The sequence below is a fragment of the Rhodococcus sp. NPDC077669 genome, assembly GCF_040686915.1.
Classification (GTDB): domain Bacteria; phylum Actinomycetota; class Actinomycetes; order Mycobacteriales; family Mycobacteriaceae; genus Rhodococcoides; species Rhodococcoides fascians.
The window spans coordinates 182,144-202,953 of the sequence record NZ_JBFBMD010000007.1 but is presented as its reverse complement, the minus strand read 5'-3'; the positions used below and the strand labels follow the sequence as shown (position 1 = coordinate 202,953).

General features: G+C 65.5%; 8 protein-coding genes and 2 pseudogenes. 9 read left to right on the top strand and 1 reads right to left on the bottom strand.

Annotation, left to right across the window (positions count from 1 at the left end; genetic code table 11):
• Nucleotides 1-64 precede the first annotated feature (64 nt).
• From AB0P23_RS11635 to AB0P23_RS11610, 6 genes and pseudogenes are all read left to right on the top strand, one after another.
• A complete protein-coding gene (locus AB0P23_RS11635; protein WP_363797653.1) occupies nucleotides 65-1,048 on the top strand; it encodes a cation transporter in 984 nt (327 codons plus the stop codon).
• A gap of 121 nt (nucleotides 1,049-1,169) precedes the next feature.
• Nucleotides 1,170-2,625: pseudogene (gene eat, locus AB0P23_RS11630) on the top strand (ethanolamine permease).
• The gene (locus AB0P23_RS11625) at nucleotides 2,622-4,034 is read left to right on the top strand and encodes an ethanolamine ammonia-lyase subunit EutB (protein ID WP_032365647.1); all 1,413 of its coding nucleotides are present in this window, start codon (nucleotides 2,622-2,624) and stop codon (nucleotides 4,032-4,034) included. Before eat ends, AB0P23_RS11625 begins: the two are co-directional and overlap by 4 nt.
• Nucleotides 4,031-4,807 (top strand): ethanolamine ammonia-lyase subunit EutC, encoded by a 777-nt coding sequence (eutC, locus tag AB0P23_RS11620; protein ID WP_363797651.1) that lies wholly within the window; start codon nucleotides 4,031-4,033, stop codon nucleotides 4,805-4,807. The genes AB0P23_RS11625 and eutC overlap by 4 nt, the downstream gene beginning before the upstream one ends.
• A gap of 52 nt (nucleotides 4,808-4,859) precedes the next feature.
• The gene (locus AB0P23_RS11615; protein ID WP_176458061.1) at nucleotides 4,860-6,476 is read left to right on the top strand and encodes an AMP-binding protein; all 1,617 of its coding nucleotides are present in this window, start codon (nucleotides 4,860-4,862) and stop codon (nucleotides 6,474-6,476) included.
• 31 nt (nucleotides 6,477-6,507) lie between these two features.
• Nucleotides 6,508-8,490, top strand: coding sequence for an acetoacetate--CoA ligase (locus AB0P23_RS11610; protein WP_363797650.1), 1,983 nt, complete (start codon nucleotides 6,508-6,510; stop codon nucleotides 8,488-8,490).
• On the opposite strand, the gene AB0P23_RS11605 is transcribed toward AB0P23_RS11610, so the two are convergent.
• Nucleotides 8,466-8,921 (bottom strand): thioesterase family protein, encoded by a 456-nt coding sequence (locus AB0P23_RS11605; RefSeq protein ID WP_363797648.1) that lies wholly within the window; start codon nucleotides 8,919-8,921, stop codon nucleotides 8,466-8,468. The genes AB0P23_RS11610 and AB0P23_RS11605 overlap by 25 nt on opposite strands.
• A 55-nt stretch (nucleotides 8,922-8,976) precedes the next feature.
• Between AB0P23_RS11605 and AB0P23_RS11600 the strand changes: the two genes are divergently transcribed.
• The 3 genes and pseudogenes from AB0P23_RS11600 to AB0P23_RS11590 form a co-directional block, all read left to right on the top strand.
• Entirely contained in the window at nucleotides 8,977-10,434 is a 1,458-nt protein-coding gene (locus AB0P23_RS11600) for an amidohydrolase family protein (RefSeq protein ID WP_363797647.1), read from the top strand.
• Nucleotides 10,435-10,514: 80 nt separating this feature from the next.
• Nucleotides 10,515-10,940 (top strand): PPOX class F420-dependent oxidoreductase, encoded by a 426-nt coding sequence (locus tag AB0P23_RS11595; RefSeq protein ID WP_027496298.1) that lies wholly within the window; start codon nucleotides 10,515-10,517, stop codon nucleotides 10,938-10,940.
• A gap of 377 nt (nucleotides 10,941-11,317) precedes the next feature.
• Nucleotides 11,318-20,734: pseudogene (locus AB0P23_RS11590) on the top strand (amino acid adenylation domain-containing protein); the annotation flags it as partial.
• Nucleotides 20,735-20,810 lie beyond the last annotated feature (76 nt).

The following is a 20,810-nucleotide window of genomic DNA, read 5'->3' as shown; positions in this document are numbered from 1 at the left end:
CACTCCCGTGTGCCCCAGGCGGCACATAACCGCACCACTGCGCGCAGCGCATACAGTGCGAACGATGAAGAGCTCATCGAAAACCGGCGCGGCCGACGGCGGCGACAGCCTGCGCACCGTGATGATCGCGTTCGTTGCCAACCTCGGTGTAGCCATTGCCAAGACGTTCGCGGCAGTGTTCACCGGGTCTGCGTCGATGGTCGCCGAGGCCGCTCACTCCTGGGCCGACACCGGTAACGAGATCTTCCTGCTCGTCGCCAATCGCCGCGGGGCGCGCGGACCCGACGATCGGCGGCCGCTCGGGTACGGCCGGGAGACGTACTTCTGGTCGACGCTCGCGGCCATCGGTTTGTTCGTCGCCGGTGCGGCGGTATCGGTATGGCACGGCATCACCTCGTTGCTTGCGGGCGAGTCGAGCAGTGAGAACTACCTCGTCGCCTACGTCGTGCTCGCCATCGCCTTTCTGCTCGAGGGCGTGTCGTTCCTCCAGTCGGTACGGCAAATACGCGGCGAGGCAGCGCAATACGACAAGGACTTTCTCGATTACGCGTTGGAGACCTCGGATCCGACGCTGCGGGCAGTGTTCGCGGAGGACAGCGCGGCTCTGATCGGCATCGTGATCGCCGGTGTGGGAATCGGTTTGCACCAGCTCACCGGTTCGGCGGCGTTCGACGCCATCGGCTCGATTCTGGTGGGCGTTCTACTCGGGATCGTGGCGTTCGTGCTGATCGATCGAAACCGCCGATTCCTTACCGGGGAGCCAGGATCGAGAGCATTATGGAACGCGGTAGTGCAGCGAATCGAGCTACTCCCCGAGGTGGCGTCGGTCCGGTTCGTTCGCATCGAGTTCGTCGGTCCCAAACAGATCTACGTGGTGGCGAGTGTCGATCTCGTCGGTGACTTCGCAGAGTCACGCATCGCGCACACGCTCCGGCGGCTGGAGCGTGAGCTGGAAACCAACAGAGCTGTGGTGGACGCAGTACTGACAGTCGCAGAACCGGACGAGGGAGATATCGGTGACGTGAATGCGGTTGCACAGCAGCCGTAATTCGCCCGTCATTCACCGATGACACCCCGCTTACATCACGGACCTATCGTGAACCGGTTCGCGCGCCCCACACACCCGAATGGGCGTCCCCTCGCGAGGGACCTGGTACGAGAGGCTTGCAATGTCCGTGAAAGATCCACAGTCGCCTCACCCGAAATCCGGCTCCTACGAGGGCACACAGTCGCACGTCGAGGGCGGTGACTACCTGGCCAAGAGAACCTTGAAGAAGGGGACCGCCGGGTGGGTACTTCTCGCGGGCCTCGGTGTCAGCTACGTCATCTCCGGTGACTACTCGGGCTGGAACCTCGGTCTCGCCGAGGGCGGCTTCGGTGGTCTGCTCATCGCGGCGATCATCATCGCGGGCATGTATCTGGCCATGGTCCTCGGAATGGCCGAGATGTCCTCGGCACTGCCCGCTGCGGGCGGCGGCTACACCTTCGCCCGCCGTGCTCTCGGACCGTGGGGCGGGTTCGCCACCGGCACAGCCATTCTCATCGAGTACGCCATCGCTCCCGCCGCTATCGCCACGTTCATCGGCGCGTACGTCGAATCGCTCGGACTGTTCGGGATCACCGACGGGTGGTGGGTGTACCTGGTGGTCTATGCCGTGTTCATCGGAATCCACCTCTCCGGCGCAGGCGAAGCCCTCAAGATCATGTTCGTCATCACCGCTGTCGCCTTGGTCGGACTCATCGTGTTCGCGATCGCTGCCCTCGGACAATTCGATGCGAGCAACCTGACCGACATCGCGCCGACCGACGCAGCCGGAGCCTCGGGATTCCTGCCGTTCGGCTACCTCGGCATCTGGGCGGCTGTGCCGTTCGCCATCTGGTTCTTCCTCGCCATCGAGGGCGTGCCGCTGGCCGCCGAGGAGGCCAAGGATCCGACCAAGAACGTCCCGCGCGGCATCATCGCCGCCATGGGCGTACTGCTCGTCACCGGTGCCGTCGTCCTGTTCCTGGTGACCGGAGCGGGCGGGGCCGACGCCGTCAAGGAATCGGGAAACCCGTTGGTGGAGGCGCTCGGTGACGGAACTGCGAGCAAGATCGTCAACTACATCGGCCTGGCCGGACTGGTCGCGTCCTTCTTCTCGATCATGTACGCGTACTCGCGTCAGCTCTTCGCGCTGTCCCGTGCCGGCTACCTGCCGAAGACGCTGTCCATCACCAACTCTCGTAAGGCCCCTACGCTCGCGCTGATCGTGCCCGGCGTCATCGGATTCCTGCTCTCGTTGACCGGTCAGGGCGGAATGTTGCTGAACATGGCCGTGTTCGGTGCGGCACTGAGCTACGTTCTGATGATGGTCAGCCACATCGTGCTTCGCCGCAACGAGCCGAACATGGAACGGCCGTACCGAACCCCCCGGGGGCGTTGTGACCACCGGGGTCGCGTTGTTCATCGCGGCACTCGCCGTCGTCGCCACCTTCGTCGTCGATTCCACTGCGGCACTGTGGTGTCTGGCAGTGTTCGTCGCGTTCATGGCCTACTTCGGCATCTACAGCAGACATCATCTGGTCGCCAACTCGCCCGACGAGGAGTTCGCCGCACTGGCCGAGGCCGAGGCCGAACTGGAATGACGATCTACACCCAGCAGGTATCCGGGACCACCTACACGTTCGACGGTCTGGTCGACCTGATGGCAAAAGCGACACCGCTGCGATCGGGTGACGAATTGGCCGGCTGCGCGGCCGAATCCGATGCCGAACGGGCTGCCGCGCAGTGGGCGTTGTCCGAGGTCTCCCTCGATGTCTTCCTGCACGATCTGCTCGTCCCGTACGAAACCGACGAGGTCACCAGGCTCATCATCGATTCTCACGACCGCATCGCGTTCGGGGCCGTCTCACACCTGACCGTGGGAGGTCTTCGGGATTGGCTGCTGCAAGTGACCGCGGGGCCCGATGCGGCCGCGACACTACGATCGGTCGCGGCCGGATTGACACCCGAGATGGTCGCGGCGGTCAGCAAGATCATGCGAAACCAGGATCTGATCGCGGTGTCTCGGGCCGCGCAGGTGACGTCGGCGTTCCGGACGACGATCGGCCTACCCGGGACTCTCACCACGCGTCTGCAACCCAACCACCCGACCGACGACCCGCGTGGCATCGCCGCGGCCACACTCGACGGGCTGCTCCTCGGGTCGGGTGACGCGGTCATCGGGATCAATCCCGCGACCGACTCACCTCAGGCCACTGCCGACCTGTTGCATCTGCTCGACGAGATTCGGCAGCGCTTCGAGATCCCGACACAGTCCTGTGTGCTCTCGCACGTGACGACGACGATGGAATTGATCGACAAAGGAGTTCCGGTCGATCTGGTGTTCCAGTCCATCGCAGGCACCGAGGGTGCCAATTCGAGCTTCGGAGTGAACATTCCGTTGCTGCGCGAGGCCAACGAGGCCGGCAGATCGTTGCACCGCGGAACCGTCGGGAACAACGTCATGTATCTCGAAACGGGGCAGGGTTCGGCGCTGTCGGCGGGAGCGCATATCGGCACCGGCGACCGTCCCGTCGATCAGCAGACCCTCGAGACGCGTGCGTACGCCGTGGCCCGCGATCTCGAGCCGCTGCTGATCAACACCGTCGTCGGATTCATCGGGCCGGAGTACCTGTACGACGGCAAGCAGATCATCAGGGCAGGCCTCGAAGATCACTTCTGCGGCAAGCTCCTCGGACTGCCGATGGGAGTGGACGTCTGCTACACCAATCACGCCGAGGCCGATCAGGACGACATGGATACGCTGCTGACGCTGCTGGGTGCGGCCGGCGTCGCATTCGTCATCGCTGTGCCGGGAGCCGATGACGTCATGCTCGGCTACCAGTCCTTGAGCTTCCACGATGTGCTCTACGTGCGACAGGTCCTCGGTCTGCGGCCCGCACCGGAATTCGAGTCCTGGCTCTCGCGGCTGGGGATGGCGGACGCCGACGGCCGAGTCCTCGACGTCGATGCCGCGGGATCGCCGCTGCGGGCCTTGATGAGTGCGCGATGAGCACGCCTGCGGAACGACCCGAGGCAGAGTTCTGGGGTGAGTTGCGGGCGAGTACCCAAGCTCGGATCGGTCTGGGGCGCATCGGCGATTCGTTGCCGACGACGCGGGTGCTCGAGTTTCGCTCGGCGCACGCCGCGGCCCGGGATGCGGTGCACATGCCACTCGAGGTCGACGAGTTCGTGCGTCGGGTGGAGCAGGTGGGGCTCGGTACACCCTCGGTGGTGACGTCGTTGGCGACGAGCCGGGCCGAGTACCTGCGTCGTCCGGACCTGGGTCGTCAGCCGAAGGATCTGTCGGCGATTGCACATTCGGAGGACGAGATAGGCATCGTGCTGAGCGACGGATTGTCTCCCCGGGCCCTGGCGGATCACGGTGTCGCCATGGTGGAAGCACTGAAAACCGAACTCGCCGAGCGGTATTCGATTGCTGCACCGATCATTGCGACCGAGGCCCGAGTCGCGCTCGGTGATCACATCGCGGCGGCGATGGGCGTGCGGACGGTACTGGTTCTCATCGGGGAGCGGCCCGGCCTGTCCGTCGCGGACAGTCTCGGCATCTACTTGACGCACCTTCCCAAGCCCGGCCGTACCGACGCCGATCGCAACTGCATCTCCAACATCCACCCGCCCGAGGGGCAGGGGTACGCGCAGTCGGCCCGCATCGTGGCAGGTCTGCTGGCCGGAGCCAGGAAGCTCGGACGGTCCGGCGTCGCGCTCAAGGACACGTCGCGCGCCGAGGTGCTCGAGGCTGCGGACGTCATCACACTGGAGTAGGACCCCCATTCGGGGGTGGCCGGCCGTGACCGGCGTCACTACCGTGAGGCTCATGGACAGTTACGCCCGCGGAGATTCGGACACAGCGATACTCGACGACACGATCGGCCGAAACCTGCATCGCACCGTCGAGCGGCACGCCGAACGCGATGCCCTCGTCGATGTCGCATCGGGCAGGCGGTGGACCTACTCGGAGTTCGCGGCGGACGTCGAGTTGTTGGCGGCGGGGCTCCTCGTGGCCGGAGTGCAAGTAGGCGATCGAGTAGGGATCTGGGCACCGAACTGCCCCGAATGGACGCTGGCGCAATATGCGACGGCGGAGATCGGGGCAATTCTGGTCAACATCAATCCGGCGTACCGCTCGCACGAGCTGCAGTTCGTGCTGAGACAGGCGGGTGTCTCGGTGCTGTTGTCGGCCACCGAGTTCAAAGGGTCCGACTACACGGCCATGATCGACGACGTGCGACCGGAGGTGACAACTCTGCGCGAGGTCCTCTTCATCGGAAGCATTCAGTGGGAAGCAATGACCGATCGAGGGCACCGAGCGTTGGCGAAGACTCCGCGGATGGTCGCCGACGTGTCGAGCACACTTCGCCCGGACGACGCGATCAACATCCAATACACCTCGGGTACAACGGGTTTCCCGAAGGGTGCGACGCTCAGTCATCGAAACATACTGAACAACGGCTTCTTCGTCGGCGAGCTCTGCCATTACACCGAGAACGACAGGGTCTGCATTCCGGTGCCGTTCTACCATTGCTTCGGCATGGTGATGGGCAATCTCGCGTGCACGTCGCACGGAGCAACGATGGTCATCCCCGGTCCCGCGTTCGACCCGGTGGCGACGTTGACGGCCGTGGCCGATGAGAAGTGCACCTCGCTCTACGGCGTACCGACCATGTTCATCGCCGAGTTGGCACTGGAGAACATCGGCGCATTCGATCTGAGCAGCCTGCGTACCGGAATCATGGCCGGATCACCCTGTCCCACAGAGGTGATGAAGCAGGTCATCGAACGCATGGGAATGGCAGAGGTGTCCATCTGCTACGGCATGACCGAGACGTCGCCGGTATCGCTGCAGACTCGCAGCGACGACTCGATAGAGCAGCGAGTGTCCACTGTCGGTCGTGTGGGTCCGCATCTGGAAGTGAAGATCGTCGACCCCGTTCTCGGTGAGACACTGCCGCGAGGCGAAGCGGGTGAACTGTGCACCCGTGGCTACTCGGTGATGATCGGTTACTGGGAGCAGCCCGACAAGACCGCAGAGGCGATCGACAGCGACGGGTGGATGCACACCGGCGACATCGGAGTCATGGACGGTGACGGCTACGTCGCGATCACCGGGCGCATCAAGGACATGGTGATTCGCGGCGGCGAGAACATCTATCCCCGCGAGGTCGAGGAATTTCTCTACACCCACCCCGACATCCTCGACGCTCAGGTCATCGGTGTTCCCGACGAGAAGTACGGCGAGGAATTGATGGCGTGGATACAGCTCAGAGACGGTGCCGCACCGCTGGATTCGGACGCGGTGCGGCAGTTCTGCGACGGTCGCCTCGCGCATTACAAGATTCCGCGCTACGTGCACATCGTCGACGAGTTCCCGATGACCGTCACCGGCAAGGTGCGCAAGGTCGAGATGCGTGAACGCTCGCTCGGATTGATCTGAACCCAGCCGTTGGGCTGACATACTGACGTCCATGACCAGTGCGCTGTGGACGCCCACCGATACCGATGTCGAGCACGCTCGGGTCACCGAGTTCACCCGGTTCGTCGAGGAGCGCCACGAGGTGATGCTGCCCGACTACGCAGCGTTGTGGCGGTGGTCGATCGACGACATCGAATCGTTCTGGACAGCGGTGTGGGACTATTTCGACATTCGCTCCACCACCGAACCGGAGTCGGTGCTCGAGGGCCACGGTATGCCGGGGGCGCAGTGGTTCCCGGGTGCCGAGCTGAATTACGTCGATCAGGTCGTTCGGCACGCTCGAGGAGATCGAGCCGCCATTGTTCATGCCTCCGAGGACGGTTCGACGCGGACCGTCACGTGGTCCGAGATGATTGCTCAGGCCGGTGCGTTGGCGGGCACCCTGTCCGACGCAGGCGTCCGGCGCGGCGACCGCGTCGTCGGGTACCTGCCGAACGTGCCCGAGGCGATCATCGCCTTCCTGGCGACAGCAAGTCTCGGCGCGGTATGGGCTGCGTGTGGGCAGGACTACTCGGCGGCGGCAGCGCTCGACAGATTGGGGCAGCTCGACCCCGCGGCGTTGATCACCGCGTCCGGGTACGTCTACGGAGGGGCCTTCCGCGACAAAGGTGCGGACGTGAACACTCTCGCAGAGGGATTGCCGACGGTACGCACGGTGGTCACGATCGGCGACGCTGCCGGGACTGTGGGAAGCGCGGGGACTGTGGGAACCGCGGGGATTAGGCTGAATTGGGCGGACGCGACCGCGACACCGCGCGAGCTCGCTCCGGTCGCAGTGCCGTTCGATCACCCGTTGTGGGTCGTGTTCTCGTCGGGGACCACGGGACGGCCCAAGGGGATCGTGCACGGCCATGGTGGCGTGCTGCTCGAGCATCTCAAATCCGTTGCACTGCACTCGGATCTAGGACCCGACGATGTGTTCTTCTGGTACACGAGCCCGAGCTGGATGATGTGGAATTTCCAGGTGGCCGGCCTGCTCGTCGGGGCCACGATCGTGTGCACCGACGGAAATCCCGCGTTCCCGAGAACGGACGCGCTGTGGAGCATTGCGGCCGCGCAGGGCGTGACGTACCTCGGCACCAGCCCCGGGTACGTCCTCGCGTGCATCAAGGCGGACGCACACCCCGGTGCCGATCACGATCTCTCGAGCCTGCGCGCCATCGGGATCACCGGGTCTGCGATGCCCGCGACGTCGTCGATCTGGTTGTCGGAGAAGGTCGGAGCCCACGTACCGGTGTTCTCGATCTCCGGTGGTACCGATGTGGTGTCGGCGTTCGCCGGGGGAGTGCGGACCGTGCCGGTCTGGGCGGGCGAGTTGTCGGTCCCGTTCCTGGGCGTTGCGCTCGATGCCTACGACGAGGCAGGCAACTCGGTGCACGGCGCAGTGGGCGAACTGGTCGTCACCGAACCGATGCCGTCCATGCCGGTGCGGTTCTGGAACGATCCCGACGGAACCCGTTATCGGGACGCGTATTTCGATACCTATCCGGGCATCTGGCGGCACGGCGACTGGATCACCGTGACCGAACGCGGCAGCGTCGTCGTGCACGGTCGTTCCGATGCGACGCTGAACCGCAACGGGATTCGAATGGGAAGCGCAGACATCTATCAGGCCGTCGAATCTCTCGACGAGGTCACCGAGGCCCTGGTGCTCGGCATGGAACAGCCCGACGGGGGATACTGGATGCCGCTGTTCGTGGTGGTCCCGGACGGGCTCACCGCGGAGCTACGCGAGCGCATCGTTGCCGTCATCAGGACACAGGCGTCCCCGCGGCACGTTCCCGACGACATCGTCGCAGCGCCCGCGATCCCGCACACGCGGACCGGTAAGAAGCTCGAAGTGCCGCTCAAGAAAATGTTCCAAGGTGCTGCCGCGACAACTGCTCTCGACACCAGTGCCGTCGACGATCCGGAGGCGGTGCGGTGGTTCGCAGATCGCGCGGCGGAGTATCAGCGAGTCCAGCGCGCGAGGTAGGCCTTCTCCTCGGGCGCTATCCGGCGCAGAGTCTCCGCCCCGACGTCGACCATCGCCATGCGAGTGGTCGCCACCACCGCAGGCGGCGAATCCGGGGCCGCGCCCGCTGCCCGTACCTCGTAGCCGATGGTGAAATCGACCGCACGTACCTTCTCGAACCAGAGTGTGACGTCGAGCGGACCGTCCGAGTGCCGAAGCGGCTTCTTGTACGCGATGGTGACGTTCGCGATCAACGCACTCTTGATCAGGCTTTCGTTGGCCTCGCCCTCGCTGAGCAGCCATTCGATGCGCGCCTCTTCGAGCAGAGTGACCATCCGGGCGTGATTGATGTGCGCGAATGCGTCCATGTCCGACCACCGCACCGTGACGGTCGCGTGATATCCGACGGGGTCGATCCGATCTGTCCGCATCGCCACAGGCTCTGTCTTCATTGCTAGAGGATGGCATGCGCGCCTGCGTCGGGAGCGACGCTCTAGAGTCCCAGGAGTGATTATCGCCAATGTCGCACTGGATGATTCCGGCGTGCTCTTCGACATCGAACTCATCGGCTCGACCATCGGGTCCATCACCCCGGCCGGTCGCGATCGCACCCGCGGCGTCGAGGTCGTCGACGGGGCGGGGGGAGTGGCCCTGCCGGGTTTCGTGGACAGTCATGTTCATCTGACGCAATGGGCAGCGGCGCGGCGGCGTATCGACGTCGGGCCGGCCTCGTCGGCGGCCGATGCCGCGGCACTGGTGTTCCCCTATGCGCGCACAGCAGGCGATTCCGTAGTGCGCGCCAACGGCTTTCGGGACGCGCAGTGGCCCGACGAACCACACAAGGATCTACTCGAGAATGCATTGCCCGGCGTCCGTGTGGCGTTGACGAGCATGGACCTGCACACGCTGTGGCTGAGTCCGGCGCTGCTGCGCGATCTCGGTATCGATCATCCCACCGGAGTGCTTCGTGACGTCGACGGTCTCGAGGCCGTCATGGCGCTGGAGGCATTGGAGGACCCGGCCGAGTTGGACCGAGCGGTGCTCGACGCCACCGCGGCACTGGCGGTCCGCGGAGTGACCGGCGTCGTCGATTTCGAGTTCGCCGACAACCGGACGGTCTGGGATCGACGCCTGTCGGCCGGATCTCCCGCAGTGCGCGTCGACACCACGGTGTGGCCGCAGTGGCTCGACGAAGCGCTCGATCGTGGGGAGCGCACCGGCGACGTCTCGGCCGTCTCGGACATGATTCGGCGCGGACCGCTGAAGGTCATGCTCGACGGCTCGCTGAACACCAGAACGGCCTGCTGTCACGATCGCTACCCGGGCGTCGACGGTGACAACGCCTACGGACTGTTGCTCGAGACCCACGACGGACTGTACGAGCTCGTCTCTCGCGCAGCTCGCGGCGGAATCACCTCTGCTGTCCATGCGATCGGTGACCGGGCGAACGGTGTTGCGCTCGATGCGTTCGAGCGGGCCGGTTGCGGAGGTCGTATCGAACACGCGCAGCAGCTCGTCCCCGAAGACATCGCACGCTTCGCGGCGCTGGGCGTTGCGGCGTCGGTGCAGCCGCAGCACGCCATGGCCGACCGCGACATCGCCGAGGATCTGTGGGCAGGTCGACGCTCGGTCGCCTACGGCTACGGGTCGCTCCATCGAAGCGGTGCCACGCTTCTCTTCGGCTCCGACGCTCCGGTGAGTCCACCGGAGCCATTGGCAGGCGTCGCGGCGGCGGTATTCCGAACCGACGACGACCGGCCGCCGTGGCATGCCGAGGAATCGGTTCCTCTCGGCGCGGCACTGCAGGCGGCGAGCGGCGACCGCGCTGCGCTCCGCGCAGGGGACGTCGCGGACATCGTCGTTCTCGAGGAGCACCCGGTGCATCGCTCGGCGCACGATCTGGCCGACACGGAGGTGCGGGCCACGATCTGTGCCGGTCTGCTCACCCACGTCGGCCCGGCATAGCATCGTCGATCGGGCGGCACGTCCTGGCCGAGTTCGTCGGTGACGTGAACCTGTCGGTCCGGCCGAGTAGCGTGACGTCGATGACGTCTTTCACCGATCCACGCGTGCGAGAGTTTCTGTCGGCAGGTACCCGCACCGGAAAGGTCGGCTACCTCGCTTCCGACGGACGGCCCCTGGTCGCCCCGATCTGGTTCGTCGTCGAGGACGATTCCATCGTGTTCAACACCGGAGCCGATACCGCCAAGGGGCGAGCGATCCGCAGGGACCCTCGGATCGTGTTGACCGTCGATCTCGAAGAGCCGCCGTACGGGTTCGTGCAGGTGCAGGGCGTTGCCTCGATCGACGAGGATCCCCGAGAACTGGTGCGCACGGCCACCGAGATCGGAGCGCGGTACATGGGCCGCGACAGAGGGGAGGAGTTCGGCAGACGCAATGGAGTTCCGGGCGAATTGATCGTTCGTTTGGTACCTACCAAGGTGATTGCCGCTTTCGACATGACGGCGTGACAACCGACGAACTCGGCGCGTGCGGGCCTGTAGATTGGCCGGGTGCCGAATCCAGCCACCGGTTCTGCACGTACGGGGGCGGGTGCTCTCGACGCGTGCTGGGCATGTAACGGTCCGGCCCATCTCGACGGATAAGTACTGAAAGGTAACTTCCGAGTTGTTCATGGTGAGAAAATAGAGATCGACGTAGTCAGCTTGCTCGATGTGTTCGGTGCCCATCGTTGTCCGCCGCTTCGGCGGCCGGTGGGGGCGCGTGTGATTGTGGGAAAGAGAGGAATCGATTGGACCCGCTAGGTGTGGAAGGTGCTGGAGACGACGACACGGGAGTCGACAGTCGGCAGCATCCCTCGTTCCCACTGTCACCGGCCCAATTGGGGATGTGGTTCGCGCAGCACGTGGACCCCTCGGTACCCGCCAACATCGCGCAGTACGTCGAACTGCGCGGTGATCTCGACGTCGAACTGTTGCGGCGCGCATCGTCACGCGCAGCCCTCGAACTGCAGTCCGGTTTCGTCCGTATCACCGAGATCGACGCGGAGCCACGACAGATCGTCGACCCCACCCTGGACGACTCGCTCGGACTGGTGGATCTGCGCGGCGAGAACGACCCCCGCGCGGCCGCCCTCGAGTGGATGCACGCCGATTACAGCGCTCCGATCGACATTCTTCGCGATCGACTGATCGCCGCCACCGTCCTGCGTATCGAGGACGATGTCTGGTTCTGGTACGAGCGCGTGCACCACGTCGTTCTCGACGGCTTCGGTGCCGTGACCTTCATGAACCGCGCTGCGGAGTTGTACACGTCCGAGGTCGAGGGCACCGAACCGACGAAGAACCTGGCCTCGGATCTGACCAAGGTCTACGACATCGAGATGTCCTACCGCGATTCGAGCCGCTTCCAGGCCGATCGCGAGTACTGGGCGTCGCGGATCGACGGAATCGACGGAGTCACCACCCTCGCCGGGCACACCGCTCCGCCGGCCCCGAAGAGTCAGATCGACAGCACCGCTCTGTCTGCCGACACGATGAGCAGTCTCGATGCCCTGCGCGCCGAAACCGACACGACGATGGCGACCATCGTCATCGCCGCGTTCGCGGCGTATCTGGCCCAGATGACCGGCCGCGAGGACGTCGTGCTGTCACTGCCGGTGACTGCGCGAACCACCGCGGTTCTGCGCCGCTCCGGCGGCATGGTGTCCAACGTGGTGCCGCTGCGGTTCGACGTCTCGGGCGACACCACCGTCGAAACGATGCTGGCGCGCGTCAACGCCGAGGTCTCCGGTGCACTGCGCCACCAGCGGTACCGGCACGAGGACATTCGCCGCGACGCCGGCGGCGCAAGCGGTCAAGCTGCGTTCTTCGGTCCCTGGGTCAACATCATGCTGTTCTTCGGCGAGGTGCGCCTGGGATCGATGGTCGGCGGAATCAACATCCTCTCCACCGGCCTCATCGAGGACTTCGGACTGAACCTCTACACGAGCGTCGCCGGGGCCACGACCCACATCGACTTCGAGTCCAACCCCAACCTGTACGGCCCCGATCAGTCCGGCCGCAATCACGAGCGGTTCGTCGACTTCCTCGGCCGTTTCGTGGCAGCAGCCCCGACGGACCTCGTCTGGGACCTGGCTCTGACCGACGGATCCGAGCGCGCACTGGTCGTCTCCGAGTGGAACCACACCGAACACGAGACCACGCCCAGCACTCTGCTCACCGCCTTCGAGGCTGCTGCGGCAGCTCGTCCCGACGCCACGGCTCTGGTGTACGAGGGCGACGTCCTGACTTACGGAGAACTGTCGGCGCGGGTGAACGGCCTCGCTCGCCATCTGATCGACATGGGCGTCGGCCCGGAGACTCTCGTCGGCTTGTCCATTCGACGCTCGTTCGATCTCGTGGTCGGCATGTACGCCATCGTGGCGGCAGGCGGAGCATGGGTACCGATCGACCCGGATCATCCTGCCGAACGCACGGCCTACATCCTCGATTCCGCGCAGCCTCGGTGCGTACTGATCTCGTCGCGTGACGACGTGTCGCTGCCCGAGGGCACCGAGACGGTCGCCGTCGATCTGGTCGACCTGTCCGCCCGGTCGTCCGCTCCGGTCGGAGACGCGGAACGGATTGCGCCGCTTCGTTTTTCGAACACCGCGTACGTCATATACACCTCCGGCTCCACCGGCCGCCCGAAGGGCGTCGCCGTGGAGCACGCCGCCATCCACAATCAGATGGAGTGGATGCTGGCGGAGTATCCGATGGATACCACCGACGTCTATCTGCAGAAGACGGCGACGACGTTCGACGTCTCGCTGTGGGGTTTCTTCCTGCCGCTGCGAGTGGGCGCGACGATGGTGCTCGCCACCCCCGACGGGCATCGCGACTCGGTCTATGTGGCGAACAGGATCGCCGAGCATCGCGTCACGGTCACCGACTTCGTGCCCTCGATGCTGACCGTGTTCGTCGCCAACGCGCCGGCCAACACCTGTGCTTCGCTGCGTCACGTCTTCGTGATCGGCGAGGCGCTTCCGGTCGAGACGGCAGCAGCATTCCGATCCGTCTGCGCCGCAGGACTGCACAACCTCTACGGTCCCACCGAGGCGGCGGTCTCGGTGACGTACCACGAGAGCAGCCCACAGGACACGCGAACCGTCCCGATCGGTGTGCCCGAGTGGAACACCCGCGCCTTCGTACTGGACAGCCGGCTGCGACCCACTCCGGTGGGAGAAGCGGGCGAGCTCTACCTCGCGGGCGTCCAGCTGGCGCGGGGCTACGTGGGTCGCCCCGACCTGAGCTCGGATCGGTTCGTGGCCAACCCCTTCGACGACGCCGGAGAGCGGATGTATCGCACCGGCGACCTCGTTCGGTGGCGCAGCGACGGAGTGCTGGACTACATCGGACGCACCGACTTCCAGGTGAAGTTCCGTGGCCAGCGCATCGAGCTGGGCGAGATCGAAACCGTGCTGCTCGCACACGAATCCATCTCGCAGGCAGTGACATTGGTCGTGCAGACGGTCACCGGCGACCAACTCGTCGCCTACGTCGTCGCCGGGCCGGGGAAGTCCATCGACTCCGCCGAGGCCATCGAATTCGCCGGGCATGCGCTGCCGTCCTACATGGTTCCCGCAGCAGTGGTCGTGCTCGATGCACTGCCGCTCAACACCAGCGGAAAGCTCGATCGAAAAGCGTTGCCGGAGCCGGTGTTCACCAGCGCCAAGAAGTACCGAGCACCGCAGAGCCGCGCGGAATACGTCGTCGCCGGAATCTACGAGGACCTGCTCGGCGCGTCCAAGGTCGGTCTGGACGAGGACTTCTTCGAGCTCGGCGGCAACTCGCTGATCGCCACACAGTTGGTGACACGAGTCGGCGGCGCACTCGGAGTACGCCTGGGAGTGCGCGAGCTGTTCGAGGCCCCCACCGTCGGCGCACTGGCTGCCCGGGCCGAGTCGGCTGCCGGCCGCGGATCCGACACCCCGATCCTCGAATCCCGGGAACGCCCCGAGCGCATCCCACTCTCGCCTGCACAGCAACGCATGTGGTTCCTCAACCGGTTCGATCCGGCCACTGCGGTGTACAACCTGCCGTTCTCGGTCCATCTGAGCGGTCCACTCGACGTGAGTGCCCTGTCGGCCGCATTCGCGGACGTCGTGGAACGACACGAGACGCTGCGCACCGTGTACCCGGAAGTGGACGGATCGCCCGAGCAGGTCGTGCTCAACGCGGCCAGGACACCGGCCACGATCACCCCGATCCGCATCGAACGGCACGAGCTCGGTGGCCGACTGCACGAGTTGGTGGCCAAGGGCTTCGACGTCACGATCGACACGCCGTTCCGAATCGCGCTGTTCGAGATGTCGCCCACCGAGTACGAACTGGCGATGGTCCTGCACCACATCGCTGCCGACGGAGCCTCCTTCGGACCGTTGGCGCGCGACGTCCTGCTGGCCTACTCGAGCCGGATACAGGGCCGCGCCCCCGAGTGGACGCCGCTCGAGGTCCAGTACGCCGACTACGCGCTCTGGCAGCGTGCGGTACTCGGTCCCGAAACCGATCCGCATTCGCTCGCTGCACGCGAAATCGCCTATTGGAGTGCCACACTCGAGGATCTACCCGATCAGCTGGCGCTGCCGTCGAGTAGGCCTCGCCCCGCCGTGTCGTCCAACGCAGGCAGCAAGCTGCGCATCGAGATTCCGGCCCGGTTGCACAGTGCTCTGGCCGATCTCGCCCGCGCGAACAACTCGTCGCTGTTCATGGTGATGCAGTCGGCGTACGCGCTGTTGCTGGCTCGACTGAGCGGCACCACCGACATCGCCATCGGCGCGCCGGTGGCCGGTCGCGGTGAGCCTGCACTCGACGACCTCGTCGGAATGTTCGTCAACACGTTGGTGCTTCGTACCGATGTCGATCCGGCACTGTCGTTCGAGCAGCTGCTCGCTCGCGTCCGCGACACGGACCTGTCGGCGTTCGCGCACGCCGACGTTCCGTTCGAGCGCCTGGTCGAGGTTCTCAATCCGGTCCGCTCGACATCACGGCACCCGTTGTTCCAGGTGGCGCTCTCCCTGGAATCGGCCATGTCTCGTGAACTCACCGTCGGCGGGCTTCGCGCCGTGGCCGCCGAATTCGATGTCCCGATAGCGAAATTCGACCTCCAGCTGTGGCTCACCGAGCATCAGGTCGACGGAACTGCCGCGGGTATCGATGCGGTGTTCGAGTACGCGACCGATCTGTTCGACGCAGATCTGGTCGACAGCTTCGCGCAACGCTTCCTCGGAATTCTGGACGCAGTCACCACCGACGCGTCGGTTCCGGTCGGCGACGTCGACATCGTGGACGCCGCCGAATACGAGTCCGTCGTGTCCACTTGGAACGTGTCCGGGCCGGACGTCTCTCGCGACGTGACGTTGATCGACCTGCTCGACGCCGCGGCCTCGGCACAGCCGGACGGAGTGGCCGTGCGCTTCGGCGACACGTCGCTGACGTACGCCGAGTTCGATGCTCGGACCAATCGCCTTGCCCGCGTACTGATCTCGCGCGGCGTGGGCCCCGAGAGCCTCGTCGCGGTCGCCCTACCGAGGTCGGCGGAACTCGTCGTCGCGCTGGTCGCGGTGGTGAAGGCCGGTGGCGGTTACCTCCCCGTCGATCCGAGCTACCCGCTGGACCGCGTCGAGTACATGCTCGACGATGCGCGTCCGACATCGATTCTCTTCTCGGGAACGGACCCGATCGAGCTGCCCGCGGACGTCGAATCTCGCATCGGCGCAACGTTCGTCGACATCGACACGGTCGATCTGTCGTCGATCTCGGACGCACCGGTGACCGACACCGATCGCATTCGCCCGCTTCGCCCCACCAACGTCGCGTACGTCATCTACACCTCGGGGTCGACCGGTCGCCCCAAGGGTGTTCTGGTGCCGCACCGCAACGTGGTTCGGCTGCTCGCGAACACCGATGCGGTCTACGGCTTCGGAGCCGACGACGTGTGGACGATGTTCCATTCCTACGCGTTCGACTTCTCGGTGTGGGAACTGTGGGGCCCGTTGCTGTACGGCGGCACTCTGGTGGTCGTCGACTACTTCACCTCGCGCTCACCCGAAGCGTTCCATCAGCTGCTCGTGGACGAACGAGTGACGGTGCTCAACCAGACTCCGTCGGCGTTCTACCAACTGTCCGAGGCCGATCGCACGGCGGCCTCGACCGGCGGCGAGCTGTCTCTGCGCTACGTGATCTTCGGCGGCGAGGCCCTCGAACAGCGTCGATTGAGCGGCTGGTTCGAGCGGCACGGCGATCGTGCACCGCAGCTGATCAACATGTACGGCATCACCGAGACCACGGTGCACGTGTCGTATCAGGCGCTGGGCTCCGCGTCCGTCGCAACGACCGCATCGGTGGTCGGCAAGCCGATCGCAGGGCTGCGCGTCTACGTTCTCGATACCCGGCTCCATCCGGTCCCGGTCGGGGTGCCCGGCGAGATGTACGTTGCCGGTGGACAATTGGCGCGCGGATACCTGGGACGCGCACCGCTCACCGCGGTGCGGTTCGTGGCCGATCCGTTCGCCTCCGGCTCCGATGCCGGGTCGTTGCTGTACCGCACCGGCGATCTGGCGCAGTGGAACGCGTCGGGCGAGCTCGAATATCTGGGCCGCTCCGACGATCAGGTCAAGGTGCGCGGCTTCCGAATCGAGTTGGGTGAGGTCGAGGCCGCGGTCACCGCGCACCCCGCCGTCACCCAGGCCGCCGTCGTCGTCCGTGAGGATTCGCCCGGGGCGGCCCGGTTGGTCGCCTACGTGGTCTCGGCGGTGGCGAACGGTCGGCCGACCCTCGACCTCGAGGATCTGCGAACCGGTATCGCCGAACTGTTGCCGGAGTACATGGTTCCGTCGGCGTTCGTTGCGCTGGAGACGATTCCGCTGACGGTCAACGGAAAGCTGGACCGGCGCGCACTGCCTGCGCCGGTGTTCGAGGTGCGAGATTTCCGCGCACCGACGACACCGATCGAAGAGATCGTCGCCGACGTCTTCGCCGAGGTTCTCGGCGTCGAGCGGGTAGGACTGGACGACGACTTCTTCGAGCTCGGCGGTAACTCGCTGATCGCCACCCAGGTGGTCTCGCGGCTCGGAGTGGCACTCGACGCCACCGTGCCGGTGCGCATGCTGTTCGAGGCGTCGACGGTTGCACTGCTCGCGGTGCGCGTCGAACAGGCGGCGGGGGAGGGCGGCCGGACTGCACTGGTCGCGACCGTCCGTCCGGAGCGCATCCCGTTGTCGCTTGCGCAGCAACGCATGTGGTTCCTCAACCGGTTCGACGTCGACTCCGCCGCATACAACATTCCGTTCGCGCTGAAGCTGACCGGCGATCTGGATGTCGCGGCACTGCAGGTCGCCATCATGGATGTGATCGACCGGCACGAGTCGCTGCGCACCGTCTATCCCGACACCGCGCACGGACCGCAGCAGTCCATTCTCGACGCCGCTCAGACGGTGCCGAACCTGATGCCGATTCCGACCTCGGCCGCCGACATTCAGCGACAGGTCTTCGCGCTCGCGTCGACGACGTTCGACGTGACCGTCAACGTTCCGATCCAGGCCCGACTGTTCGAGATCGGCCCACGCGAACACGTGATCGCCATGGTGGTGCACCACATCTCGGCCGACGGCTGGTCGATGGGACCGCTGGCCCGAGACATCATGATCGCCTACGCCTCGCGCACCGCGTGGGAGAACCCGGCCTGGATGCCGTTGGAAGTGCAGTACGCCGACTACAGCCTGTGGCAGCGTTCGGTTCTGGGCTCCGAGGACGATCCGCAGTCGCTGATCTCCGGTCAGGTGAACTACTGGGCCGACATCCTCGCCGGCCTACCCGACCAGCTCGATCTGCCGACCGACCGGCCGCGCCCCAGTCGCCAGTCCTACCAGGGCTCCTCCATCGGATTCGACGTGCCTGCCGATGTGCACCAGGGCCTGTCCGCTCTGGCGCACACCCACAACGCATCGCTGTTCATGGTCGTCCACGCCGCACTGGCCGTGCTTCTGGCCCGACTGTCGGGCACCGAGGACATCGCCATCGGTACTCCGGTCGCCGGCCGCGGTGACGCAGCGCTCGACGACGTCGTCGGCATGTTCGTCAACACGCTCGTTCTGCGCACCGACATCGACTCCGGACGCACGTTCTCCGAACAGATCGGCCGCGCGCGCGAAGTCGCGCTCGGAGCCTTCGGCCACGCCGATCTACCGTTCGAGCGTCTGGTCGAGGTCCTCAACCCGTCGCGGTCGCAAGCTCGACACCCGCTGTTCCAGGTCATGCTCTCGTTCGAGAACCTCACCCGAACGCACGTCGACCTGCCGGGACTGTCGGTGGACAGCGTCGCCCTCGATGCCGAGATCGCCAAGTTCGACCTGCAGCTCACCGTGACGGAGTCGATCGGGCTGGACGGCCGCGGACAGGGCATGGCCGCCGAACTGACCTACGCGACAGACCTTTTCGATGCCGAGACCGTTCGTGGGTTCGCCGACAGGTTCGTACGGATGCTCACGGCCGTGGTGGCCGATTCGTCGGTGGCCGTCGGAGACATCGATCTGCTCGACGACGGCGAGCACGACCGCGTGGTGGCCGAATGGAACGACACCGAACACGAGGTCCCCGCCGACATCACGCTGGTGGACCTGTTCGACCGACAGGTCGCCCTGACCCCGGACGCAACTGCGCTGGTCTTCGAAGATGAGCGGCTGACGTACGCCGAGTTCGATGCACGCGTCAACCGTCTTGCGCGCCATCTGGTCTCGCTGGGCGTCGGGCCCGACACGTTGGTCGGCCTCGCGATCGCCCGCAGCCTCGACCTGTTCGTCGGCATGTACGCGATCGTCAAGGCCGGGGCCGGATACGTGCCGATCGACCCGACCCAACCGGCGGATCGCAACGACTACATCGTGGCCACCGCGGCACCGATCCGGGTGTTGTCCACCGTGCGCGACCACGTCGAATTCCCAGACGTCGACACGATCGACATCGACACGCTCGACACTTCGAGCCTGTCGTCGGAACCGTTGCGCGACAACGACCGATGCGCCCCACTGCGTTCGCGGAACCTCGCGTACGTCATCTTCACGTCGGGTTCGACGGGCCGTCCCAAGGGTGTCGGGGTGTCGCACGACGCGATCGTCAACCGACTGCTGTGGATGCAGGGCGAATACGCCCTGACTCCACGCGACGTGGTGCTGCAGAAGACGCCGTCCACTTTCGACGTGTCGGTATGGGAGTTCTTCTGGGCGCTTCAGGTCGGTGCCTCGGTGGTGATCGCCGTTCCCGACGGTCACCGAGATCCCATCTACTTGCTCGATGTCATTGCGCGCGAACGCGTTTCGGTGGTGCACTTCGTGCCGTCGATGATGTCGGTGTTCGTACCCGAAGTCGAGCGGCGTCGCAGCGCGGGAGCCTCGCTCCGGCTGATGTTCGCCTCCGGTGAGGCGCTACCACCCACCACCGCTCGCGCACTGCGGCGTGCGGTCGCCTCGGTGGAACTGCACAACCTGTACGGACCGACCGAGGCTGCCGTGGACGTGACGTACCACGCGGTCACGGATTCGGACTCCGACGTCATGCCGATCGGTGCTCCGGTGTGGAACACCGCTGTCTACGTACTGGATTCGCGACTGCATCCCACCCCGGTCGGTGTTGCAGGTGAGCTCTATCTCGCCGGCACCCAGCTCGCGCGCGGCTATGTGGGACGCCCCGACCTGACCGCGGACAGGTTCGTCGCTCACCCGTTCGCCGATGGCGGCGCGCGGCTGTACCGCACCGGCGACGTCGTGCGCTGGAATCGCGACGGCGAGCTCGAATACGTCGGACGTTCCGACTTCCAGGTCAAGTTGCGCGGCCTGCGCATCGAACTGGGTGAGATCGAAACGGCGCTGCTCGCCCAGCGGTCGGTCTCTCAAGCCGTAGTCGTGGTCCGCCGCGACCAACTCGTCGGATACGTGGTCCCTACGGGAGTGTCCGTCGACACCGGAGCCGTTCTGTCGGCGCTACGCGGTCGTCTGGCGGAGTACATGGTGCCGTCGACACTGATAGTGCTGCCCGAGTTCCCGCTCGGCGCCAGCGGAAAGCTCGACCGAAAGGCGTTGCCCGACCCCGCATTCGAGGTCACCGAGTACCGCGAACCGACCAACGACATCGAACGCACCGTCGCCGAGGTGTACGCCCAGGTGCTGGGCGTCGAGCGCGTGGGTCTCGACGACGACTTCTTCGAGCTGGGCGGAAACTCGCTCATCGCAACGCAACTCGTGTCCCGACTCGGCGTCGCGCTGGACACCCGGATCGCCGTTCGCGAACTGTTCGATGCGTCCTCGGTGGCCGACCTCGCAGCCAGACTGGGCACCCTGGTCGCCA

Coding starts and splice junctions, on each gene's coding strand:
- AB0P23_RS11635 (WP_363797653.1), top strand. CDS start 65: ATGAAGAGCTCATCGAAAACCGGCGCGGCCGACGGCGGCGACAGCCTG.
- AB0P23_RS11625 (WP_032365647.1), top strand. CDS start 2,622: ATGACGATCTACACCCAGCAGGTATCCGGGACCACCTACACGTTCGAC.
- eutC (WP_363797651.1), top strand. CDS start 4,031: ATGAGCACGCCTGCGGAACGACCCGAGGCAGAGTTCTGGGGTGAGTTG.
- AB0P23_RS11615 (WP_176458061.1), top strand. CDS start 4,860: ATGGACAGTTACGCCCGCGGAGATTCGGACACAGCGATACTCGACGAC.
- AB0P23_RS11610 (WP_363797650.1), top strand. CDS start 6,508: ATGACCAGTGCGCTGTGGACGCCCACCGATACCGATGTCGAGCACGCT.
- AB0P23_RS11605 (WP_363797648.1), bottom strand. CDS start 8,921: ATGAAGACAGAGCCTGTGGCGATGCGGACAGATCGGATCGACCCCGTC.
- AB0P23_RS11595 (WP_027496298.1), top strand. CDS start 10,515: ATGACGTCTTTCACCGATCCACGCGTGCGAGAGTTTCTGTCGGCAGGT.